The sequence below is a fragment of the bacterium genome (assembly GCA_016708315.1).
In the GTDB taxonomy this organism is placed as follows: Bacteria; Zixibacteria; MSB-5A5; order CAIYYT01; family CAIYYT01; genus JADJGC01.
In genome coordinates, this window is sequence record JADJGC010000023.1 from 192,439 (window position 1) to 215,816 (window position 23,378).

At 49.6% G+C, this 23,378-nt stretch carries 19 protein-coding genes; 11 read left to right on the top strand and 8 right to left on the bottom strand.

The features are described 5' to 3' along the window. Positions 1–25: 25 nt before the first annotated feature. Both IPH59_13105 and IPH59_13110 read right to left on the bottom strand, forming a co-directional pair. Entirely contained in the window at positions 26–721 is a 696-nt protein-coding gene (locus tag IPH59_13105; protein MBK7092636.1) for a response regulator transcription factor, read from the bottom strand. Beyond that, positions 715–2,436 (bottom strand): HAMP domain-containing histidine kinase, encoded by a 1,722-nt coding sequence (locus IPH59_13110; protein ID MBK7092637.1) that lies wholly within the window; start codon positions 2,434–2,436, stop codon positions 715–717. The genes IPH59_13105 and IPH59_13110 overlap by 7 nt, the downstream gene beginning before the upstream one ends. Before the next feature lie 153 nt (positions 2,437–2,589). Between IPH59_13110 and IPH59_13115 the strand changes: the two genes are divergently transcribed. From IPH59_13115 to IPH59_13135, 5 genes are all read left to right on the top strand, one after another. After that, the gene (locus IPH59_13115; protein ID MBK7092638.1) at positions 2,590–3,408 is read left to right on the top strand and encodes a PDZ domain-containing protein; all 819 of its coding nucleotides are present in this window, start codon (positions 2,590–2,592) and stop codon (positions 3,406–3,408) included. Next, complete coding sequence (locus IPH59_13120; GenBank protein MBK7092639.1) at positions 3,405–4,907, top strand: hypothetical protein; 1,503 nt, start codon at positions 3,405–3,407, stop codon at positions 4,905–4,907. The genes IPH59_13115 and IPH59_13120 overlap by 4 nt, the downstream gene beginning before the upstream one ends. 65 nt (positions 4,908–4,972) lie before the next feature. Continuing rightward, on the top strand, positions 4,973–5,701 hold the full coding sequence (locus tag IPH59_13125; protein MBK7092640.1) for an ABC transporter ATP-binding protein: 729 nt from the start codon (positions 4,973–4,975) through the stop codon (positions 5,699–5,701). Between the two features lie 12 nt (positions 5,702–5,713). Continuing rightward, on the top strand, positions 5,714–7,135 hold the full coding sequence (locus IPH59_13130; protein MBK7092641.1) for an ABC transporter permease: 1,422 nt from the start codon (positions 5,714–5,716) through the stop codon (positions 7,133–7,135). Positions 7,136–7,159: 24 nt separating this feature from the next. Further along, a complete protein-coding gene (locus IPH59_13135; protein MBK7092642.1) occupies positions 7,160–8,626 on the top strand; it encodes an ABC transporter permease subunit in 1,467 nt (488 codons plus the stop codon). Positions 8,627–8,735: 109 nt separating this feature from the next. Here IPH59_13135 and IPH59_13140 read toward each other — a convergent pair whose 3' ends face one another. Next, a complete protein-coding gene (locus tag IPH59_13140) occupies positions 8,736–11,378 on the bottom strand; it encodes a carbohydrate binding family 9 domain-containing protein (GenBank protein MBK7092643.1) in 2,643 nt (880 codons plus the stop codon). Between the two features lie 217 nt (positions 11,379–11,595). Here IPH59_13140 and corA point away from each other — a divergent pair, with 217 nt between their 5' ends. From corA to IPH59_13155, 3 genes are read left to right on the top strand one after another with little or no spacing between them, the layout of a single operon-like run. Then, positions 11,596–12,684 (top strand): magnesium/cobalt transporter CorA, encoded by a 1,089-nt coding sequence (gene corA, locus IPH59_13145; protein MBK7092644.1) that lies wholly within the window; start codon positions 11,596–11,598, stop codon positions 12,682–12,684. 39 nt (positions 12,685–12,723) lie between these two features. Then, positions 12,724–13,593 carry a DMT family transporter gene (locus tag IPH59_13150; GenBank protein ID MBK7092645.1) on the top strand — a complete coding sequence of 290 codons (870 nt, stop codon included), beginning with the start codon at positions 12,724–12,726 and terminating at the stop codon, positions 13,591–13,593. After that, entirely contained in the window at positions 13,590–14,090 is a 501-nt protein-coding gene (locus IPH59_13155; GenBank protein MBK7092646.1) for a GNAT family N-acetyltransferase, read from the top strand. Before IPH59_13150 ends, IPH59_13155 begins: the two co-directional genes overlap by 4 nt. Here the strand turns inward: IPH59_13155 and IPH59_13160 are convergent. The 3 genes from IPH59_13160 to aspA form a co-directional block, all read right to left on the bottom strand. Further along, positions 14,087–14,896: a UDP-2,3-diacylglucosamine diphosphatase gene (locus IPH59_13160; GenBank protein MBK7092647.1), complete on the bottom strand. Its 810-nt coding sequence runs from the start codon at positions 14,894–14,896 to the stop codon at positions 14,087–14,089. The genes IPH59_13155 and IPH59_13160 overlap by 4 nt on opposite strands. 138 nt (positions 14,897–15,034) lie before the next feature. Continuing rightward, positions 15,035–16,714: a fructose-bisphosphatase class II gene (locus tag IPH59_13165; GenBank protein MBK7092648.1), complete on the bottom strand. Its 1,680-nt coding sequence runs from the start codon at positions 16,712–16,714 to the stop codon at positions 15,035–15,037. A 93-nt stretch (positions 16,715–16,807) separates the two neighbouring features. Further along, entirely contained in the window at positions 16,808–18,673 is a 1,866-nt protein-coding gene (gene aspA / locus IPH59_13170; protein ID MBK7092649.1) for an aspartate ammonia-lyase, read from the bottom strand. Between the two features lie 141 nt (positions 18,674–18,814). Between aspA and IPH59_13175 the strand changes: the two genes are divergently transcribed. Continuing rightward, entirely contained in the window at positions 18,815–19,447 is a 633-nt protein-coding gene (locus IPH59_13175; protein MBK7092650.1) for an NAAT family transporter, read from the top strand. Positions 19,448–19,531: 84 nt separating this feature from the next. On the opposite strand, the gene IPH59_13180 is transcribed toward IPH59_13175, so the two are convergent. Next, positions 19,532–20,077: a hypothetical protein gene (locus IPH59_13180; GenBank protein MBK7092651.1), complete on the bottom strand. Its 546-nt coding sequence runs from the start codon at positions 20,075–20,077 to the stop codon at positions 19,532–19,534. Between the two features lie 6 nt (positions 20,078–20,083). Further along, a complete protein-coding gene (locus tag IPH59_13185) occupies positions 20,084–20,674 on the bottom strand; it encodes an outer membrane beta-barrel protein (GenBank protein MBK7092652.1) in 591 nt (196 codons plus the stop codon). Between the two features lie 192 nt (positions 20,675–20,866). Between IPH59_13185 and IPH59_13190 the strand changes: the two genes are divergently transcribed. Together IPH59_13190 and IPH59_13195 are read left to right on the top strand one after the other, a co-directional pair. Further along, a complete protein-coding gene (locus IPH59_13190; protein MBK7092653.1) occupies positions 20,867–21,634 on the top strand; it encodes a hypothetical protein in 768 nt (255 codons plus the stop codon). 235 nt (positions 21,635–21,869) lie between these two features. Then, positions 21,870–23,378, top strand: coding sequence for a PQQ-dependent sugar dehydrogenase (locus IPH59_13195; protein ID MBK7092654.1), 1,509 nt, complete (start codon positions 21,870–21,872; stop codon positions 23,376–23,378).

The following is a 23,378-nucleotide window of genomic DNA, read 5'->3' on the forward strand; positions in this document are numbered from 1 at the left end:
GACCGCTATTGGTTCGCTCTTCGGTTCAATTCACGATCAGTCGAAAACCCTTGCCGTGAATCCCCATGATTTCGATGCTTTCATCTTCACGCAGGTACTTCCGCAACTTGGAAACAAATACATCCATACTGCGCCCGGAAAAATAACTTTCGTCGCCCCAAATCTCTCGTAAGGCGACCTCCCTTTCCAGAGTCTGATTCTTGTGGATGCACAACAATCTCAATAAGTCTGCCTCTTTGGGCGTAAGCTTGAATTGAACCCCGTCCTTGGAAAGAATCTGACGATTATGATCAAATGTGAATTTGCCGATTTCAAACATTTCTGGGATTTCTGCAGCCTTGTTTGTGGCTTTGGATCGCCGCAACACCGCCGTAATTCTCAGCATTAGTTCTTCCATGCTGAAAGGCTTCGTCAGGTAATCATCACAGCCAATCTTGAATCCTTCGATCTTGTCTTCCTTGAGAGATTTCGCCGTTAGGAATATCAATGGAATGTTCTCATCGCGTTCGCGCACTCGGCGGGCAAACGCAAACCCGTCGAGCTTCGGCATCATGACATCAACCAAACAGAGTTCAAACTGTCCGCTGCGATAGGCGTCTAGACCTTCCTCACCGTTGACGCAAAGGACCACGTCAAAACCCTGCATTTGCAGATGCTCCTGCAAAATGAACCCAAGATTCGGATCATCCTCTAACAATAACACTCGTTGCTTTGTCACGATACTTGCTCGCTTGCCTCACAGGTTGGGAATCGAAGTTCGATCTTCGTCCCGGCGCCTGGACTGCTCTCAAGGCGTATTGTCCCGTGTTGCGCCCCTACCATCATTTTAACGTAACTCAATCCTAATCCGAAGCCCTTAACATTGTGCACGTTCCCTGAGTGGACACGATAGTATTTCTCAAAGATCAACTCTTGATCCGCCTCTGATATGCCCATACCCTTGTCTGAGATAGTTATCACAAGCTCTGAAGTTTCGTTTGTAGTCGTTACTTCAATATCCGGGGCATCCGGAGAGTACTTGATGGCGTTGTCGAGAAGGTTATTGATGATATTCGTGAGATGCAGATTGTCACCTGAGATCATTGCGTTGGACGCATTCAAATTGCCAACCAATTTGCCTTTGCGATTCTCAATCTGAAGACTTATCCCGTCAATTGCTTTCCGAATGATTTGATGTAAGTCAACCTCGGACAGCTTAAGCTCGTAGTCGCCTTCTTCGATCACTGCCATTTGCAGAATCTTTTCTACCTGATTGCGCATACGCTGGTTTTCATCCAGAATCATTCGACCGTACTTGCCAATACGTTCCGGCTGTTGAATGACATCGGGTCGCATTATCGCTTCGCAAGCCAGCGCAACGGTTGAAATTGGCGTCTTGAATTCGTGTGTCATATTGTTGATGAAATCGACAATCCGTACCGCGAAACGTTTCTGCGATAACATCACACGAACAGTGTATGTGAACACTGCGACAATGACGGCGATGAAGAGCAAGTTGGTCAGCACCAGCATACTCATCTGTTTCCACAGGTAGACGCTGCGCTCCGGAAAGAATACCGCCAGTTCGCTGCGTGCCGACAACCTGTCGCTGGGAAACAGGCGGGTACGGAAATCCGTCCGCATCAATCTGTCTCGTGAAAATGACGCTGAAGAAACACGCATCGAATCGTTGTTCCCGGCAAATACTGCATACTCATATTCGAGGTGAATTCCTGTCTCATCCAATGCAGACCGGAGCAGAGAGTCCAGCTCTTCCCTCGTGATACGCTGCTCTATTGGTTCCAGCTCTGCAACGGTCATGTCTGTTACGATTCGCTTAAGATAGTCTTCTTTGCGCGTTGACCCGATCATTGGACCCAGCGGCATCAGTTGCGAGCCATCTTGTGTCTGGAAGATCGCCGAGGTAGAGTCAGTGCGAAACATGTACATCATGCTGCTGCCCGGCTCTCGTATACCGCTTACATCAATTTTGTATTTTCCGGCGGCGCGAAACGTATCCACAACTACTAAATCGGTACCTTGAGATTGATCATATATCTTGATCATGACATGCTGCGGTGAGGACACTTCGTATTGAAGCACGCCATCGGTAATCGTCAACGGGCAGTTCTCCAGAGCCGCATCAAGTATGTCGTTAGTCTCAAGGAACAGACCCTTGACGTGAACTGAATCGTTGCCCACAACCGTTGATCGCGCCACATTAAACTGCCACGTCCCACGCTGGGGAGGAGTCGTTCCGAGCGCAATTGTGAAAGTCTCGCTGTTTTCCAGCTGCTGCGAAACTGTGTTTAGCGCCATTAGGACATTGCGCCGGAAAACCTGCTCCTTTTGTTCAAGCGCCAATTGAAGCAGGTATACTTGCAAAGCAACCAACCCACCGAGCGAGATTACCATTAGCGCAATCACTATGCTTACTGAACGACGCGATAAATTCATTGCTACAATATACGTATCTGAATGCTCGACACCATAGTCCTTAACATATCTTAACAGCTCATAACAAGCCTTAACTATGCCATTGGCAACCTGCAAGTTATCGTTGCCGTACGATGACTAACGACATTAAACAATCTTGAGAAGAGGTCTGTTATGCTAAAACTTTTGTTCGAAATCGCACTGACAATCCTGATCAGCAGCGCCAGCTCCCTTCTGGGTCAACAAGCCTTTGCAGCTACCGAAGGCAAACCACAGATGCGCATGTTCACCTCCGGCGACGTCGTTTTTATGTCTGAACTGGGAGCAGTGATACTGCTCAAAGACAAGAGCTTGGTGATAGATGTAGTGAACCCGGCAGAACAACGCGCAGAAGTATACAAGTCAGTCGATCTCAAACAAAACGATGAAGTCATCATGATCAACGGCAAAAAAGTCACGATCTTGACCGACCTTAAGGCCGCCTACGATTCTGTCGCTGTGGGTTCCGATGTAAAGCTCGGAATCAAGCGCGGCAAGGATATGATGATCGTTTCGTTTCCCAAAATGGATCAGTCAAGCATGAAAAACCAGCGAGTCATGAGCTTCACGACCGACGGCTCGGGAGAGGCATCGGCCGGCGTCAGCGAAGAGATTGCCTCTATTCATGCCAGTGATGGCGAAGTTGCTATTGTAATGGAACTTGGCCTTATCGTTGGCGAGTCCGGCTCCAAGGTCAAAGTCGCCGGCCTGATAAACAATCAAGGTGACGAAAGCGAGGCAGGCGGAGCGCTCGAGGGCGATGTCATTACGTCAATAATGGCGCAAAAGGTAACGAGTATCAAAGAGCTCACGGAAGCCTACGATAAAGTCGAGGTCGGCAAAGAATTCTCGGTTACGCTTGATCGAAACGGCAAAGCTGTAACGATCAAGGCTGTCAAAGCCGCCAAACAAGATGGTCCGACTATGTTCAAGACGATTAAGACGACGAAATGAACCTTCGAATTGCCAAGTACATCCTGGCGCTGTGCATTTGCATTGGCTTGAGCGGCTTAACGGCGTTGAGCCAAAGCAACAACTTCAATCAGCGCGACGACAAGTACCGCCTGCTCGGATTGAAACGCGCAAAGGAAGCGTACGAAGTCGCACGAGCGGAGTACCAACGCCAGGAAGAGATGTTCACCCGCCAGCTTATCACGAAATCAGAACTCGAGCGGGCGCGGAACATATTCTCTGATGCCGAGGTCAACTACCAGCAGTCGCTTTTGGCAGTCTTGTTTGAAGAGCAGTACGTCACGGTGGAAGGCGCCGTAAAGTACCAGGACAAGAACGGACGCAAGCATGTAAGGCTCACTTTAGTCAACGCCTCCGGTGGGAGCGCCGAGTTCTACAAGTTAATAGAAATGGAGGACGATCTCTTCCGTTCACTTCAACCGGACGTAATCAACAACATATATGTGTCGCTTCTGAATGAAAATGGCGCGACGATTAGCCAGCCTTACGAAGCCAAAATCGACCAGCTCAAATTTGGCTCGCCGGCAGTTATTGACTTTGCACTACTGCAGGACCTTGATGCCGTTACGGTCTACCTCATCTATGGCAGCGGTACTCAGCGCAACATGAAGATATTCCTGCAAAAGGACGCTACCGTCAACAAAGTCGCAGTTCAGTCCGAGCAATTCTCGCAAGAAGTCGAGTTAGGTAAATCTGCATCGTTCGACTTGACCCTTGAGCTATACAGCGGAACCGAGAATACATTCAGCCTTGAAGTCGTCAACCTGCCTGAACAAATCAGTCGCTTCTTCAAGGAACCGTCCGGATCCGCACGCCTGAGTCAACTCAAGTTTACGGAAAGCACCCACACCAAGAAGGCTTCGCTGGAAGTCACACTTCCTGACCGACCGACTGTTGCAGTCGAAATGGACAAGCCGATTGCGTTCTATGTGCTCGTGATCCCGCGAGATCGTATTGCAGATCTGCCTGACTTGCGCTCGAAAGAATGGACACAAAGCGAAATCGAAGCGCTTGGCGTGGGCTTCGCCCGCATGGAAATACTGCCGCGCGGCAAAGGCAAGCTTCTTGTTCGTGCTACTCAACTCTATCACGCCATCAAGTCCGACGGCTCGGTTACGATGAGCATAGATTTGGTAAATGAAGGTAGCCACCGAATCGACAATATCGAAGTTAAGGCTGACATGCCGCTCAACTGGACAAAGCAAATTGACCCCGCGATAGTCTCTAAACTTGAGATCGGCGGCGAAACACGAATCAACCTGACCTTCACTCCGGCCGAAGACGTGTCCACCGGCAAGTACGAGGTCCGTCTCCGGACGACTGCCATGTCCAATTCGCAACCGATCGTCAGTGAAGACAAAAGCGTCACCGTCGAGATACTTCCCGATTCCAACATCCTTGGTACACTCCTGATTCTCGTTCTAATTATCGGGCTTGTAGCTGGAATTGTCATATTCGGGATCAAACTCTCACGTCGATAAAATCAAAATTGCAGAAATATGCGAGGTGCCAAGTGAATGACAATCCGCTCCAATCAGCAAAACCGATGCTTGAAGCCGTCAATTTAACAAAACGCTACGAGGATGGCGTCCTCGCGCTTGATCATGTCTCATTCCAAGTCCGGTCCGGCGAAATCTTTGCGATGCTCGGAGGTAACGGTGCTGGCAAGACTACGACCATCAACCTGTTTCTCAATTTCATCGAACCCACTGAAGGCGAAGCACGCATCAATGGTATCGTATCGCATCTTGACCCGTTGAAGGCAAAAGAACACATCGCTTTCGTATCTGAGAATGTGATGCTGTACGCCAATTTTACCGCACTTCAGAATCTTGATTTCTTTGCTCGGCTTGGCGGTCAAACACATTACACTCGCGAAGATTACCACAATGTGTTGTTGCGGGTCGGCTTGGCAAAGGAAGCTCACAACAAACGCCTGCGCGGTTACTCCAAGGGTATGAGACAGAAGTGCGGTATTGCCATCGCCATCCTGAAAAATGCACCGGCGATTCTTTTGGACGAACCAACATCGGGACTTGACCCTAAAGCCGGACACGATTTCATAGAACTGCTGGGATCGCTGCGCGCCGAAGGCAAGGCAATCTTAATGTCGACACATGATATCTTCCGCGCCAAGGAAATTGCGGACACTGTGGCGATCATGAACGACGGCAAAATCATCATGCAACGTCCTGCCGCAGCTTTGGTCGATCTCGACCTCGAACAGCTATACATGCAGTATATGGCCGGTCGAACATCGGAACTTGTAGGTTAGGCGGAGGACTGCATGCTAAAGACCCTGATAGAAAAAGAGATCCGCGACATCGTCGGCTCAGCCAAATTCGCTGTTATCTTTGGCGCTTGCGCGATCTTGATATTGACGTCCTTCTATGTCGGCGCACGTACCTATCAAGCCAACCGTTCCCAATATGAAGCGGCCAAGGCCGAGAACTTGCGTCAATTCGAGGGTATGACCGACTGGTTCAATGTCCAGCAGCATCGCATTTTCCTGCCGCCACAGCCGCTGGCTTCGCTCGTTAATGGAATATCCAACGATATCGGCCGCACCACGGAGGTTTGGGGGCGCGGTGAATTGTCGGCACAAGATAGCAAGTTCGGTGATGAACCGATTTATGCCGTCTTTAGGTTTCTCGACTTGGAGTTTATGTTCCAGGTGGTGCTTTCGTTGTTCGCAGTACTTTTGGGCTACGATGCCATTAGCGGAGAGAAAGAGCGCGGAACACTCAAGCTCTCATTCGCCAACGCTGTCCCTCGCGACAAGTACATTCTCGGCAAAATCATCGGCAGCTTGGCGGCTCTGACCATACCATTGATTGCCGCTCTGGGCATCGGCTGTTTGCTGCTCCCAATACTAGGCGTTCCGCTTTCGGGTGATGATTGGACCCGGCTCGCTTTGATTATCCTTACTGGAATACTCTACTTCGCCGCCTTCCTGACACTGTCAATCTTCGTGTCTGCGCGTACGGTGCGATCCTCAAGCTCATTTCTTGTCTTATTGGTCGTCTGGATTCTTTGCGTCTTGATCGTGCCACGCGCCTCCGTCTTGCTGGCTGGACGCGCTGTTGATGTACCTTCGGTTGACGAACTTGCCGCACAGAAAGCAAAGTTCCAGCAACAGCAGTGGCAGGAAGACCGCGCTAGCTGGGCAAATTTCAAACCGTCCAACAAGGAAGATCCCGCTGCGATGATGGATGAACTGAATCGATACATGGAAGAGCAGGCTGATATTCGCGACAAGAAGATGCAGGAGCTGACTTCGCGCCTCAATGAACAGCGCCTTAACAAGCAGATGGAACAGCAGGACCTCGCCTTCAACTTCGCCCGCATTTCTCCGGCGGCTACGCTTTCACTTGGCGTTACCAGCCTGGCGGGAACTTCGATCTCGCTCAAGGATCATTATGGAGACGAAGCAAAGGCGTACCAATCATCTTATGCGAACTTCATGAAGGAGAAAACCGGCACGAACCCCGGCGGGCGAATGTTCATGTTCCGCACCAAAATTGAAGACGGTGAAGAAGTGAAACCTGAGCCTATCAATCCGCAGGAACTTCCCCAATTTGAGTATCACCAGCCCGATTTGGCGCAGTCTATTTCTTCAGCAGCGCTTGATATGGGGCTCTTGGCCTTCTTTAACCTGTTGTTCTTCGCCGGAGCGTTTGTGTCGTTCCTGCGCTATGATGTTCGCTGATTGACCGGCAAGGAGAATCGAAATATGCTCTCAGTGTTGATACAGAAGGAACTCAAGGCGATTATCCTGAGTCCGAAGTTTACAGCCACATTTGTTATCTGCTCGGTGCTGATGTTGTTGAGCGTCTACATCGGGATTCAGGAGTATCAGAATTCAGTCAAGCAATATGAAGCCGGCAAGCAGTTGATCGATGAGGGTACTCGCGAAGCCACCTCGTGGAATTCGGTGCGTTATCGTGCTTATCGTGCTCCTGACCCGATGCAGATTTTCGTCTCGGGGCTCAATTACGACATCGGCAGGTGGTCGGCAATAAATCAGCAAAGTATGGTCAAGCTCCGCAATAGCTCATACTCTGATGATCCGATCTTTGCCGTTTTCAGATTCGTCGATTTTTCGTTCATCGTACTGGTCGTGCTTTCGTTGTTTGCGATCATGTTCACCTATGACGCTGTCAATGGCGAACGCGAGGACGGTACGCTGAAATTGGTGTTTGCCAATCCGGTGCCACGCGCCCGATTCATACTTGCCAAGTGCATCGGCGGCTGGCTGGGATTAGTGATTCCAATCTGCCTGCCAATTCTGTTGAGCGTTCTCCTGGTACAGCTATTCGGAATACCGTTCGCCGCCGATCACTGGCTGAGACTCTTCACCTTGATAGTCGCGGCAATTGCGTTTTTCACCTTTTTCATAATACTCGGAGTTCTGATATCGTCTCTGACCAAGCGTTCCAGTGTCTCGTTCCTATTGGCATTGGTGGCATGGATTGTCTTTGTGCTGATTGTCCCTCGTGCGGGAATCATAGCCGCAGGACAGATTCTTCCCGTTCCAAGCACGGCAGAAGTCGAAGGGCAGGTACAGAGCTTCTCAAAGGATCGTTGGGCAACATTTTACACTGCTCAAGAAGAGCGCTGGCGAGAAAGGAGCGTTCATACAGACAACCCTGACGGAGAAAATGCTCCAGTCGAAGATGAAAAGCTCTGGCAATACCTCGAAGAAGATGATGCCGCACGAAAGGCGGTCCAACTGGAGATTGACGAGTTTGACCGGAAGCTTAACGACGATCTTCGTCATCGTCGCGCCGCACAAGAACGGCTGGCATTCTCCCTTTCGCGCGTTTCACCGGCATCGGCATTCCAGCTTGCTGCCATGGATCTTGCAGGATCAGACATAGCTCTCAAAACACGCAATGAAGAATCTATGGACATCTTCCGAACCGAGTATACGCAGTTCATCCAGGCAAAACAGGCGGAGTCCGGTCCCGGTGCGGGAGCGTTTACGATTCAAATAGACACAGAAAAAGGCGTATCGATCGGAACACCACGAGACCAAGCAGCAATCGATGCTTCTCAGTTGCCGACTTTCGTCTCCCCATCTTATGGATTTTCCGATGCGGCGAAGACATTTCTACTCGATTTTGGATTACTCTTGATATTCTCGATAGTCGCATTTGGCGGTGCGTTTGCTGCATTCCTGCGCTACGACGTAAGGTAATGATTGGCAGTCAAAACCAGAATGAAGCTCTTATAGAGATGTCTTGCTCGTTCCTTCGAATCTTGCTGAGGGAACGAGCATGAAGAAATATTGTCCGACACTCCATTTGCTATGAAATCGGAATCCAGTACGCGATTTTGAACGCGACAAAATCTTCGCCCTGAGCTCCAAATGAATCGAAAAGCGCACTGGGGCTGACCGTCTTTCCAATATCCTTGTCCTCACCGAGATTGCGTTGCCACACCAGATATATGGTACTGCCCGGGTGAAATTCCCAGCGCATCACAACATTACTTCTGAAAGAGCGCGCGCCAAAATCCAGAAACGGCAACGTAAAGCTCTCAGCGCCATCAGTAACTTGATAGTACTTATCACCTGTATCGTCATCCTCAATCAGCTCGATTGAACTGCCTTCAGAGGATTCGTAATACCTCAAATCGTGACTTCTTGCCTTGACTAGTTCGCCGTGCTGATGGAACTTGCCATTCGCGGCATAGGGTTCCGCATATACCTCAAGACTGAAGTTGGAGGTGAAGTAGTAGTTCATTCTAATGGTCGCTGAAATCGTCGTTCGCGCGATGCGGGACAAGACATAGCGAACGCCATAAGTCCCTTCACCACCGCCGTGCCCGGCCACGGAGGTTACGTACTGTCGAGGTTGATCCTCGCGAGTGTAACTCGGATTCACTGCGAACTCCATCCGATTACCGATCCGGGTTGACATCGAGGTTCCCCAACTCCAAAGCCAACCGTCGAGTTCGTCAACACCATAGTTAAAGGACGCGCTGAACACAGTAGTCCCGGTAAAATTGGTGTTTATCCCGAGATTGGTTGAATATCCAGCTTCGTTTTGCATTGATGGTCCACCGCGGGTCCGAGCATCGTCCTGACCCGGAAATTGGCGCTTGACGGTCCAATCAAAGCTCACGTAGTTGGGTAAAGTGAATTCTGAGAAAAGCCCACCCTCGCTGAATTGTCGATTCCCGCCATAGTTCCAGTTGGCATAGCCGAATGCTTCCACATAGTAGCTCCGAAAGACCTTTCCGGGCTTGTTCTCTTGATAACCAACATACATACTGGCATCGAGATCGTCTGCCTGCCCGAGTACGCCTGCGTCGTTCAGTTCGAAGTTGGGCGACTCGGCATTAAACGACAGATCCCAGACCCAGTGCTTTCCGCCAGATTTTTTCAATCCAATCTGCGACGCATAGCCAGTCAAGGATGTGCGCGTTGAATCAAATTCTATGTAATCGGCGTCCGGTCGCTGGAAATACCTCGCGCTTGACTGCTGCGCCCGACGGATAGCCGATTTCGAGCCGCGTATGTGGCTGAATCCGCTGTGGCCATACAATTCGTAAAGGCCCTGTTTGAACTTGAGTCGCCAGTCGGCGCCGCCGGTTATTGCGCTCTTGCGAAGCCTATCTTCCAATCGGCCAACGCCGTTGAGATCTCTGCCGACACTGGTCAACGAAATTCCAACAGTCGAACGCTCCTTGCCAAATTGCTGCTCAACGCGCGCAACAGAGTACAATGTCATTGGCTCTATTTGCGTCTTATAGGTTGAGTCAGTCTCACGATCATAATTCTGCGCGTATTCACGCTGAGTCAATGCTGTCAGAAAGCCGATTGAGGTACCTGATTTCAACTTCCCGGTAATCTTGGACGCTCCAAGAATGGTCGAATTCGAAGGCTGGTGGACAATGTCCCCTATCCCGTTATCGCGAGGCGGACCGCCAACTCGACGCGAATAGAAATAGCTCGGACCATTGCCTTCGAGCAACAAACCGCCTTCGGTGAAAAATGGTCGCTTTTCGCTGTAAACTGTTTCGAATGCACTCAGATTGATTACCGCCGGATCCGCTTCAACCTGACCGAAGTCCGGATTGAAAGTCGCGTCAAGAGTCAAATTCGGACCAATCCCCATCTTGAGATCGCCGCCAATTCGCGGATCCAGGTCCTTGCCATCTTCGAATGGATTGCCGGTAAAATCACCGTCAACGAAGCTCGCATCAGACGCAAAGTAAGGCAGGATTTCGATGCGTTTTGAGGGCTTAATGCCCACTATGCCAGTCAAATCGCCGAACCGAGACACAAAGCCGGCTTCTTCACGGGGTGTATACACCCAATAACTGTCTTCATTGCGCTCTGGAATCCAGCGGTTGAAATTGATTCCCCAAACTTGTTCCTGCTTGGCAGTAAACCGCAATTGCGAGAATGGGACTGCGATCTCGGCAATCCAGCCCTTATCATCAACGCTGGTGTGGGCATGCCAGACCGGATTGAATGAGTAGTCAGCCCCCCCTTCAGAGTCCTCAGGATAGTACCGATCAAATCTCACGCCTGATGTGTTCACTCCAAATCCAAACCCGGTGCGGCGGTCATAGTATGAGTCGATCGATACGATGAACTGCTCAGCCGGGCCTTGATTGTCCCGTCGCTCCAAATGCATCCGCAACTGTTCCGGATTGTCGCAATAGAATCTGGCACCTACATAGAGCGTATGCTCGTCATACACAACTGCAACTTCAGTCTTCTCAAGCGGCTGTGCGCCTTCGTCAGGAAGTCGTTGCAGAAAGTCCGAATGAAACTCAGCTTGCTGCCAGATCGCATCATCCAACTTTCCGTCTATCTTGGGAGCATGCGGATTGGCTTTTACTGCTCGAATGTTTTTTCTGATAGAATTTGGATTTGTCTGCGCTATTACAGCGTCACTGCTGCCCGAGACCAGAATCCCGAAAAGCAGGAACGGCAATATGCATTTCCTTACCGAATGCATAAGTTCGCTTCCTTAACTCAAAAAGTACTCGCCTCGACTTCGACTCCGAAGGGCGTAAGCGATCTTGTTTCCCATTGTGGATATCAATTCTCCACTGAATACGCGTTACACTTGTGATTGTTTCGGAATTTTTGTTGCCGCCCCTCTACAACATCCATTCATTGGCAGCGATCAAGAATATAGTCGTTCAACTATGAGTACAAAGAAACCTTCCTCACGCATTTCGAACAAGCTTGGCAAGATGCCAGGCTCCCTCATCTATGTTGGCGTCGAACGCCGGGATCCAGTGACAATCGATGTCCTCCAATATTCCAACGACCAACACCAGGAATACCGCGCGGCATCGATCGATGACATTGTCGTACCGGCCGATCAGTCCCACATGGCGTGGATTAACATTGAAGGCGTGCACGACATCAGTATCATCGAGGGCATTGGACAGAAATTCGGCATCCACCCATTGATGCTCGAGGATATCGTCAATACAAATAAACGCCCTAAGTTCGAGGACATGGGTGAATACATGGTAACCATGCTCAAGATGCTCTACATCAAACCGGGCACGGACGAAATTCTCGCCGAACAGGTGAGTTTGGTTATAGGGAAGAATTATGTAATCTCGTTTCAGGAAGTCGAAGGCGACGTCTTCGAGCCAATTCGTGATCGCATTCGCAGGACCATCCCTCGACAGAAATTCCTCGGTGCCGACTATTTGGCGCATGCCTTGATTGATGCCGTCGTTGATCACTACTTTATTGTCATGGAGAGCATCGGCGACAAAGTCGAAGCAGCTCAAGATCACTTGATCAAGAACCCGAAGCCAGACAATCTGAACACAATATACTCTCTGAAACGTAAACTCATCGACTTGCGCCGCTGTATCTGGCCGTTGCGAGAAGTTCTCGGAGCATTTGAGCGTTGCGAATCGCCGCTGATTCACGACTACACACGGCTGTATATGCGTGATTTGTATGAACATGTTGTGCAGGTAGCTGATACCGTTGAAACCAATCGTGAAATGGTTTCCGGATTGCTGGAGATTTATCTAACGAGCCTGAGCAATCGCACCAACGAAATCATGCGATTGCTGACAGTGATTTCGACAATCTTCATTCCGCTGACATTTCTCGCTGGAGTCTATGGAATGAATTTTGACACTAATGCCGGTCCTCTGAGCATGCCCGAGCTTGGACTCCCGCTTGGCTACATCGGATTCTGGCTCCTCTCTTTACTGATAGTTGGTGGGCTCTTGTGGTTCTTCAAACGGCGGAAATGGTTGTGACGGCACCATTCTTAATCGAGAATCCTTTGTCCCGCTGATATGTCGTCATTCTTCCTATTGTTTGCAGTCGTCGTCTGGGGTTGGTCCTTCGTCGCGACAAAAATCTGTCTCGGCGAATTGAGCCCAATCGAACTTCTTGGCCTACGCGTCTTCATTGCTCTGCCGATTCTCTTCGCCATGGCTCGGTTCAAAGGCGCAAAGCTTGTTCGAAACCCCAACGTCTACAAACAACTCGCCATTGGGTCGGCGATTATCACCGCTCATTTCCTGATCCAGATTACAGGGCTTCAGTATACCTCTGCAACGAACACCGGATGGATCATCTCGATAACGCCGCTTGTGACCGTCGCTCTGTCTTATGTGTTTCTCAAAGAGCAGATAAGTCGCTTCACCATAATTGGCATAGTCGTCGCAACAACCGGAATCTTGTTGCTTGTCTCGCATGGTAACTTGTTGAATTTTGAGTGGCTCAAAAGCACCGGTGATTGGCTTATCTTGATATCCGCCCACACTTGGGCAATCTATACCGTGGCTACGCGCGACTTGACCCGTTCTCAGTCGCCTCTGATTGTTACGATCGGCGTTCTTATTCCTACTGCCGTATTGATGCTCGTTTATATGCTTCTGACTTCGAATTGGGGCAGTTTCTTGCTCCTGTCAGTGAAGGTCTACATAGCACTTGGCGTGTTAGCTATATTTGCCACGGCACTTGCACATTGGTTCTGGCAGGAAGGCGTTCGAGGAGTCGGAGCGGCGAGAGCCGGTATCTTTCTCTATCTTGAACCAATCGCTACTACGACTTTGGCAGTGCCGATGCTTAGTGAGCAGTTCGGCGTGTTTACTGCCATCGGTGGAGCATTGGTTCTGATCGGTGTTTACATTGCTCAACAAAGGCAGAAATCGAAATGAGCGCCGTTTCAGTTGCCGCGCTCGACGATCACGATCGCGATTGGGTTCGGCTGATTCTTAGCGGACATTGGGGCGGACCAGAGATTGTCACGCGGGGTGCTGTACATCAAGGCGATCAACTCCCCGGCTTCAAGGCGTTGATCAACAATGTTGCGGTCGGATTGTTAACTTATCGATTCTACCGCGACGAGTGTGAAATCATCTCTCTAAACAGCATGAGGGAACGGCTGGGGATTGGAACCATGTTGATGACAACGGTCTGTAACTGGGCCGCATCAAAACGATGTCATCGAGTCTGGCTGATTACCACTAATGACAATTCCTATGCCGTGAAACTCTATGAAAAACTGGGATTTCGAATTGCGGCCATACACGAAAACGCTCTTCTGGAATCCCGAAAACTCAAACCTTCCATCCCAATGCTCGGATTCAATGGCATCGAAATTCGCGATGAAATCGAGATGGAGCTACTGCTTCACAATCGCCCCCTGGTTTAGACGTGGGCAGCGATGAGCTTGCCGGCGGCTACGATGGGAGCAGCGTTTTGTTCAAGTTCGCGAAGTTGCACCTTACCACGGATTGAAATGGTTACGTACGTCGGCGCGTGCTTGCCTGTCCAGCAACCCGTATTGAAGTATCGAATTCCATTCTCGGGGAAGTCGATTTCCTCGGCGATGTGAGTGTGACCGCAGAATGCCGCAACGATACCTTTTCCTTTGCTAGATGCGTAGTTCACAATTCCATTTGCCACGGAGTCGTTAATGCGCAGCCAGGTCTTGCTCTTCTCTTTGACGAATCGGCTAATCCTCTGCTTTGGCCCGTCGAGCTGTTGAATCAGGTCGTAAATCCAAGACGGAACCTTGGAGATATTCGGATAATTGATGATCCACTTGTCGAATTGTTGACCGTGCATCGCGAAGTAACGTCTTCCGGCGATTTCCCATTCATATTCTTCATGCACCCTGATTCCTACCAGATGTGCCATCAACGGAACCAGCAATTCGTCGTGATTGCCTAGAACCCAGACAACCTCCGCATTGCTCTCTTCGTCTGTGATTTCACGAAACAGGCTCACTAGCTTCCAAGCGTACTTGTCGAGACGGCTGAAATTAAGGTCATCAAATATGTCGCCAAGCAGGATCAACTTACGAAATCTCCATCGCCTCTTGTCGATGCGGTAAGACTCGATCAATTCAAGGCACTCCTTGGCGCGGCTAACGCGCGAACCAAGGTGAACATCGGAGACAATTAGCGTGTGGATCGGCTCCGGGGAATCTGTCAATTCCTCGATTTCGAAATTCATGTGGTTCTCCCTTCATCAGTCAAAAGCATTCGTTCAACTGATAACGGAAGAACACTAAGGTTCTGGTAAGTTCTTGATTAGATTACTATTAATTCAACGACGGAGGGAGTCTCTCCTAAGTCGTTGATTACTTGAGGATTACAGTTCCGAATTCACGAAGAGATCCGGCGCAGCTCTCTGCGTACATTGGATTATCTCACGATCGTGCTCGGTCAGTGCATTGCGTTCAATCAATCCCTGTACTGCCTTCTGCAGAAGCACCATCTTGTCGTGAATTGGGATTAGAGCCGGATAGTACTCGTTGTTGAAGAAAATCAAATAGCGTTCGCGAGTACGTTGATCATTTAGCATTTTTCCGATCGCCTGCTCGAGCTCGGCACCAGTCAGGTTCTCGAGTTCTGTCTTTGGTGATCTCATAAGAGCGCCGGTCGAAGCGAGATTATTCTGGCAGCGGAACACCATTTGCCACACATCAACCATACCGATCGAATTGACTACCAGGATATTAACGCTTATCCGCCCGCCTTCTGGTTCAGCTCGCACACCTTGCAAGTATGGAATAAAGAAATTGTCAGTTATCGCACCAAACGCGCTTATGCCGCCCGCCATTGGATCATCAAGGATGTCCTTGATAGTGAAGTATGGCTTACGTTGGAATCGCGCATCCTGAATCAGCATGAACTCTTCTTCAGTGAAGTGAAACCGTTCTTTCCACAGTTCTTCAGGCGCCAGATCCTTCCGGGTCAGAGATGACTGACTGGTCAACATACCAATCGCCTGTCCTCCGCGCCATACCAGCGGCAATACTCCGACGGCCCACTCGGCGGAGCCGCCAATCTCTCCAATCATACTTGACAAAGTTCGGCTATCCGGGAAGTTCAGGCCTTCCAGTCCAAGAACGATTCCAGGCATCAAATCCCCGTCCTTATCGAACGGCGTTGCAACTCCAGCTTTGTTCAATGTATCCATTGCAAAAGAATGGCGTGGACGATCAAGGAAGAACGTGCTCAATTTGTCTACGGAAGAATATCCGTGTGCCTGTGCCATGATCTCGGCGATTTCGACTAACTTGGTCTCGCGCGGATTGAATTCTTCGAAATGTACACCAGCCATCCACCGCTGGACATAAGTGTCCGGTAAGTGTCTTTTCACGCCGGACTCTGTAACTACCATTGCCGTGAAACTGGAATGCGAGCCTTCTACGGACTTGGTTGTTCCGTCGATTACGTCATTTCCCAGCGACAAAAGTGACACATTCTGCGGCAGCTTCAGACCATACTTGGCGCGGTGTTCCGGCTTTCCAAAAACTGCTCCGACCGCGATTGTCGGATTGCCGCCTGCTTCGACCCCAGGTTTCACACGGACACCCTCAGTGATCGCCGACTCAATAATAATCTCTTCGCCAACTGGTAATGTTTCGGCGGTGGTTTGCAGAACTTCCGCCATTACCTGAGCAGCAGTGCGATCATTTGCTCGTTTGAGGTTGTCTTTTACTTCGTTCGTCACAAGATGCTTTGGTACGGCGTTTAGACTACCCCGTCCGTGAAGTCCCACTGAGATCGCCGACAGCGCAGCGGAGACGATGACCGACTGGCGCACTTGGCGATTTCGCAGCGCCCCAAGATTGGATTTGGGATTTACTCGATTGGACAAGTTGAGAATAGCGCAGGCCTCAAGCTCAAGTTCGTAGTTTGCCAACACGGCGCGGTGGCGATGGTTAAACTCGATAACTCGATCTCGCTCGAAACCAAATTCGACCATCGGACCTGTATACTTAAGTCTCTGAACAGCTACATCATAACGCAGGTTGTTCGCCATTTAAACCTGTCCTTCTTATCTGCTTGTCATAAAAGGGAGTAAATGAATCAACATCGAGATAATTATACAGCTTAATATCAAGCCAATCAAGCATTATCTCTCTCGCGGACCGATCATGTTCTCCGGTGTCAAGAGCTTGTCAAGTTGTTCTACCGACAGCAACTTCTTCTCCAAAACCAAGTCATAAACACTTCGGTTAGTACGCAGCGCTTCCTTGGCCAGATCGGTCGAGACTTCGTATCCAAGGACCGGATTGAGCGCTGTTACCAAACCGATAGAGTTTTGGACCATCTTTCGGCAGTGCTCCACATTCGCGGTGATTCCATCAATACACCTGTGCCTCAGCGTGAACATTCCATTCTTGAGAACCTCTATTGACTCGAATATACTATGAGCAATAATCGGCTCCATCACATTGAGCTGCAATTGCCCTGCCTCGGCGGCGAGTGTGACAGTCAGATCATTGCCGATCACCAGAAATGCAATCTGATTTACAACCTCCGGTATCACGGGATTCACTTTCCCCGGCATGATCGTCGACCCCGGCTGCATTGGCGGTAGATTAATCTCGTTCAATCCCGCGCGTGGACCGGATGATAAGAGCCGAAGGTCATTCGCGATTTTTGATAGCTTAATTGCGAGCCTTTTAATAGCCGAGGAGTACATAACGAATGCCCCGGTATCTTGTGTCGCTTCGACTAGATTCTTTGCCAGCTTTATGTCGAGCCCGGTGATCTCCCTCAACTCCTTAATTACCAGCTTTGAGTAACGAGGGTCGGCGTTGATCCCGGTTCCGATTGCTGTGCCGCCCATGTTTACCTCAAGAAACAGTGCCACATTCTGTTCCAGTCGATCAATTTCTTCTTCAAGCATAACCGCATAAGCTTCAAACTCCTGCCCCAGTGTCATGGGAACGGCGTCCTGAAGCTGTGTTCGACCCATTTTGATCACGCTCTTGAACTCTTCAGCTTTGGCATAGAACGACGAAATCAACTGCTTAAGCACTTCGATTAGCTTGCCGTTGGCGTTGATCAGAGCAATCTTCAGCGCCGTCGGATAGGCGTCGTTAGTAGATTGTGATAGATTCACGTGGTTGTTGGGGTGGCAGTACTTATACTCGCCTCGCTCATAGCCGAGAATTTCTAGAGCGCGATTGGCGATGACTTCGTTTGCATTCATGTTCGTCGATGTACCCGCACCGCCCTGAATCATGTCCACCACAAATTGGGTGTGCCAGCGACCATTGGTGATCTCCAGGCAAGCCTGCACAACTGCGTTTCCAATTGGCTCCGGCAGTGCCCCCAACTGCATATTTGCCCGTGCCGCTCCCATCTTGACAACCGCTAAAGCCCGGATGAAGTCTGGATAATATGCCAGAGAGATACCGCTGATATTGAAATTCTCCAATGCACGCATCGTCTGGATACCATATAGATATTCCGACGGAACTTCTCTGTCGCCGAGCAAGTCGTGTTCTGTGCGAGTTCGTCCAGAAACATATTGTGCTGCAACATTTACGACCCGCGTGCTCGCCTGACGCATCCTTCGCGAAATCACCCGGGCGATCCGGGAGATCAGTTTGAATCCAATAGTCGGCCGCTCGTTAGACAACTTGTAGAATTGATCCCGGCTAATAGTCAGCAGTGTCGACTTGACGAGAGTCCGCGCTGAAGTGTTATGCGGATAGTCCTCCATCAGCGCGCCTTCGCCAAGAAAATCGAACTTGGAGAATACTGTCAAGCGAGTCTCTTCATCATAGGGACTCCGCTTGAACAGCTCAATTTCTCCGTCATAAATGATGTACATTTGTTGGCGGGTCGTATTTTCTTCAAATAAGAGCGTCCCCGCTTCAAGCGTCATCTCAGTTACCTCAGCAAGAAGAAGGTTCCTTTCTTCGCTATCGAGGTCTTTGAACAGCTCGATATGTGTCAGGAACTCTCTGACTATATTGACATTCATAAATTCTCTCCTTGGATCCCGCTGCCTAAACAGAGTGGCATCAATTCATCGACACCAAAGGTACATCTTCAGTCACTTCGAGACCAATGAAATTGTGTTTGTGACCTCCTAAAAAGCAGTTCATATTACTATTGTAACATCATGCTTGAATGGCACCAATATCTCGAAATCTTGACGGCTATCCTCGTCATTGTTGACCCCTTTGGGGCCATCCCGATATTTATTAGTATTACCTCCGACGAAAGCCCCAGACAAAGAGCGAACACCGCTCGAATCGCATCAATCACTCTGGCAGTCGTTTTGATTGGTGCAGCCTTTGCAGGTGAGCCTCTTTTGAAACTCCTCGGAATTCGCCTTGCCTCGTTTCAAGTCGGTGGTGGAATCCTGATCTTGCTACTGTCGCTTTCGATGATTAACGCCAAGGTCAGCCCTACGAAACAAACCCCGGAAGAAGAAATCGAAGCCGTCGCCAAAGAAAATGTTGCAGTTGTGCCTCTTGCTGTACCGCTTCTTGCAGGACCGGCCGCAATCAGCACTGTCATCGTGTTTGCACACCGAAGCGAGGATTGGTCCGCCAAGGGATTCGTGATATTCTCGGTGATACTCGTTGCACTATTGACCTGGATTCTCCTAAGGCTCTCAATACCGCTTAGCCATAAACTCGGACGAATCGGGATCAATACCTTTACACGTGCAATGGGCATGGTCCTCTCGGCAATTGCAATTGAGTTTATCGCTACTGGGCTTCTCCAGCTATTCCCCGGACTGGGCTAAAGTAAGCATTTCTCCCATAAAGAATAGGGTCCCGATTTCTCGGGACCCTATTACACTAAGTTGAATATTCGATCTAATTATTGATTACGGCTTGCCGTTGACCGACATGAACAAGACGATATCCGTTACATCGATATCGAATGGTGTTTCGGCAGCAATGAAGTAATAGTGGAATTGCTCACCGAAAACGATTTCTTTGACCAGTTCGAAATTCATCAAGTAATCGTATGACTCTTGCCATTCGATGTCACGTGTCTCACCAGCCGGTACAACTATGCCGTCAAGTACCAAAATACCGTTTGCCCGAATGGCCGCTTCGGTAGTGTAGTCCTTGTCGTTAGGCGATACATAAAGTTGGCCCGACGCGGCGGCATTTGAATTGTTCGTGATCCGACAGGCGAATCCGATATCGTCAATACCGTTGATGTCTTCCTTGTGCTCCTGCCAATCATCATTCTCAGACAGATCCACATCACCGGAGGTGATCGTTTGTCCGGTGGCGGCACTCAAGTCGTCAAGATACTCAACAACCATCACATTGCCGGTCGTGATACAGCTTGCACCCATTGCAAAAAATGCGATTAATGCGACGGCTAACGTTCTGCTTCCAATAAGTATAAGTTTCTTCATCGTCGCTTACTCCGTGAATCCAAAGTAGTAATTGAGGCCGACAGTAACCAAACCGTTCTTGCGCGACCCTTTGTCGTCGCCGTTCGGATTGGCATCATCTTTGTAGGGGAAAATGAAGGCTTTGCCCCGAACATCAAGCGAGATTTGATCAGTAAACCCATATTCAAATCCCAATCCGAACCAGTAAGTACCCTTGGTTAAATCAGGAATACCCTTCTTCTCGAATTTAGAAGACGAAAGCCCGAGAATTCCGTAAGCTCCGAATCCTTTATAACCCATGATACTGCCGATTACGAGATCAACGCCGAAACTCGTATACTTGCCGCCCTCATGTGTCATGGTCTTATTCCAGCCGCCTTCGACATCATAGGAAGCATCGCCATTTTCGGCAAAAACGATGTTTGGCTCAATGGCTATTGAGCCCATCAACGGAATGCGTGCCTTTGCTCCAAAGGCAGTTCCGGATTCTGTGTCTTCTTGGGCGATAGGAATATTCAGGCCGCCAAAGCCGCCTACAGAGAATCGGAATGCATAACTGGATGTGCTCAACATCAACACACACATTATTGCTACCAACACTTTAGCCTTTAGGTTCATTGTACCTCCATTTGGTTTGAAACCTTCGACTCTTAGACTTGTAAACTGTTGGAAGAAAATAGAGACTGATTTCGTCCTTGGCAACAAAAATCGCTGGGAGTGTCTCGGAAACTTGTTGCACACAGAACCGTGATTCTTTAAAATCACCCTTAACTAGCTAGAACACTTTGGTAGATTCAAGGAGAAGATAAGATGAAGAGAATTCTCGCACTGGCCCTCGCCCTGATGATCGCATCCGCAATCCCGGCTGTGGCCGAAATGACCGCCGATGAAATCATCACCAAACACATTGAAGCCTACGGCGGCGCCAAAGCCATGGGCGATGTCAAGACCATGACGATGAAAGGCAGCATGTTCGCTCAAGGAATGCCTCTTGACCTCACAGCCTATATCGTATTGCCGGGCAAGAGCTTTATGCAAGTATCTGCCAACGGAATGGTCATGTATGCCGCTGGCACGAATGGCAAAGATGCGTGGGCGACGCAAATGGGACAGACTTTCATACTCGAAGGCAAGGATAAAGCGGACTTGGAGTCTCAGGCCGAGCAGTTCACCCTCTTGGATTACAAAAAGAAGGGCGGAACGGCTAAATTCCTCGGAGAGGACCTGGTTAAAGGTGCAAAGGCGTACAAAGTCGAATACGTTTCGGCTAAGAATGACACAACCACCTATTTCTTCGACGCCGCCACTTACTACATTGTTCGCGAAAAGACGGCTTCGAGCAATACCAGTTTCTCCGACCACAAGTCAGCGGGAGGCATTGTTTACCCGTTCAAGATCAATTCTCAAATGCAAGCAGGTGGGCAGTCAGTACAGCAGATGATCACCATCGACTCAATCGGTGTAAACGTTCCGATTGCTGATTCGCTCTTTGTTATGCCCAAGAACGCCGCGCCAATGCCCAAAGCCCCGACACCAGCCGAGACCGGGAATACTCCTGCCGAAGGAACTGGGAAATAATAGCATAACAATCTTATTCATAATAACTTACAGAAAAGGCTGCCCGGCAAACGGGCGGCCTTTTTTTGGTCAGTTTGAATTTCTTGTCAATCAAAGATCATCAAAATTGCTCCATATTGCGTACATTTTTTGCACATACTTTCTGTAGTGACCTAAGCATTCACGGTTGAAGACCGACGAAGAACTAATAGGGTCCAAGTACTTCTACTTCACATTTCTGTCTTGGAGGATACTGATGCCGTTTCGAAATCTGACCACCTCTTGCTGCCTCTTCGCCTTGGTGCTCGTACTCTCAGTTGTACCGCTCAATGCGCAAACTCCATTACGAACAGAAATAGTGGTCAGCGGCCTAACGCGACCCGTATTTGCAACATCGCCAGTCGGTGACTTCAATCGCCTATTCGTTGTTGAACAACGAGGCTCTGCCAGCACGAGCAATCGCGCAGATATTCGCATTATGGATATCAACACCCGGACTATGTACACCAAACCGTTTCTATCAATCAGTCCGGTGAGAACATCCAGCGAAGAAGGTTTACTCGGACTGGCCTTCCATCCCAATTACGCTGGCAATGGCTACTTCTTTACATACCATACTAACACCAGCGGTGATAACGTTGTGACTCGTTGGCAAGTCTCCGGCACGAACCCCGATAGCGCAAATCCTGCCAGCGCAAGCATTCTAATGACCATACCTCACCCCTTGGAAAGCAATCACAATGGTGGCTGGATGGCATTTGGACCCGATGGTTTTCTTTACATCTCTGCTGGTGATGGCGGAGGAAGCAATGATGAACATAATAATGGTCAGAACCTCAATACTCTCTTAGGTTCTATGTTGCGAATAGATGTCGACTCTGGTACTCCATATGGTATACCTCCTTCCAATCCATTCTTCGGTGGTCCTCAACGGGAAGAGATCTACTATTGGGGATTGCGCAATGCCTGGCGGAATAGCTTTGATCGTCTTTCCGGTGATCTATACATTGGCGACGTTGGTCAGGGACAGTATGAAGAAATCAATTTCCGACCGGCTGCCGATACCGGCAATATCAACTTCGGTTGGCCCCTTCGTGAAGGAGCTCATTGCTACATCCCATCCGTCAATTGCGACCCTTCGGGCATTACGACCGACCCAATTCATGAGTATACACACAGTCTTGGTTGTTCAATAACCGGTGGCTACAACTACACCGGTTGTGCGATCCCGGATCTGAATGGAACTTACTTCTTTGGGGACTATTGCGAAGGTACTGTTTGGTCGTTCCGCTACGACGGAATCAACAAGACTGATTTCCAGAACAGAACGGTTGAACTTGACCTCACCTTTACCGCTGGATTGACATCATTCGCTGAAGACAATTATGGTGAACTCTATTTGTTGTATCAAGACGGCGAAATCCGAAAGATCGTTCCCGATGTCGCAATTACTGACTGCAATGGCAACGATCTCGACGATAGTTGCGAGATATTCTTCGGTGTGGTGCAAGATGCGAACTTCAATGGCGTTCCCGACAGCTGCGATCCGCCATCCTTTATCTGTGGTGATGCCGACGGCGGCGGTACGATTTCGGTTTCCGACGCTGTGTTCTTGATTGCTCACATCTTTGGTGGCGGTCCTGCCCCCGTGCCAGCTGAAGCCGGTGATGCTAATTGTTCCGGAGGGCTCTCCATCTCCGACGCGGTATATGTTATTGCCTACATTTTCGGAGGCGGTCCCGCTCCCTGTGCGGCATGTCCGTAG

Coding starts and splice junctions, on each gene's coding strand:
- IPH59_13160 (MBK7092647.1), bottom strand. CDS start 14,896: ATGAATTTCGAAATCGAGGAATTGACAGATTCCCCGGAGCCGATCCAC.
- IPH59_13155 (MBK7092646.1), top strand. CDS start 13,590: ATGAGCGCCGTTTCAGTTGCCGCGCTCGACGATCACGATCGCGATTGG.
- IPH59_13165 (MBK7092648.1), bottom strand. CDS start 16,714: ATGGCGAACAACCTGCGTTATGATGTAGCTGTTCAGAGACTTAAGTAT.
- IPH59_13150 (MBK7092645.1), top strand. CDS start 12,724: ATGTCGTCATTCTTCCTATTGTTTGCAGTCGTCGTCTGGGGTTGGTCC.
- IPH59_13185 (MBK7092652.1), bottom strand. CDS start 20,674: ATGAACCTAAAGGCTAAAGTGTTGGTAGCAATAATGTGTGTGTTGATG.
- corA (MBK7092644.1), top strand. CDS start 11,596: ATGAGTACAAAGAAACCTTCCTCACGCATTTCGAACAAGCTTGGCAAG.
- IPH59_13195 (MBK7092654.1), top strand. CDS start 21,870: ATGCCGTTTCGAAATCTGACCACCTCTTGCTGCCTCTTCGCCTTGGTG.
- IPH59_13190 (MBK7092653.1), top strand. CDS start 20,867: ATGAAGAGAATTCTCGCACTGGCCCTCGCCCTGATGATCGCATCCGCA.
- IPH59_13120 (MBK7092639.1), top strand. CDS start 3,405: ATGAACCTTCGAATTGCCAAGTACATCCTGGCGCTGTGCATTTGCATT.
- IPH59_13110 (MBK7092637.1), bottom strand. CDS start 2,436: ATGAATTTATCGCGTCGTTCAGTAAGCATAGTGATTGCGCTAATGGTA.
- IPH59_13175 (MBK7092650.1), top strand. CDS start 18,815: ATGCTTGAATGGCACCAATATCTCGAAATCTTGACGGCTATCCTCGTC.
- IPH59_13180 (MBK7092651.1), bottom strand. CDS start 20,077: ATGAAGAAACTTATACTTATTGGAAGCAGAACGTTAGCCGTCGCATTA.
- IPH59_13125 (MBK7092640.1), top strand. CDS start 4,973: ATGCTTGAAGCCGTCAATTTAACAAAACGCTACGAGGATGGCGTCCTC.
- IPH59_13130 (MBK7092641.1), top strand. CDS start 5,714: ATGCTAAAGACCCTGATAGAAAAAGAGATCCGCGACATCGTCGGCTCA.
- IPH59_13115 (MBK7092638.1), top strand. CDS start 2,590: ATGCTAAAACTTTTGTTCGAAATCGCACTGACAATCCTGATCAGCAGC.
- aspA (MBK7092649.1), bottom strand. CDS start 18,673: ATGAATGTCAATATAGTCAGAGAGTTCCTGACACATATCGAGCTGTTC.
- IPH59_13135 (MBK7092642.1), top strand. CDS start 7,160: ATGCTCTCAGTGTTGATACAGAAGGAACTCAAGGCGATTATCCTGAGT.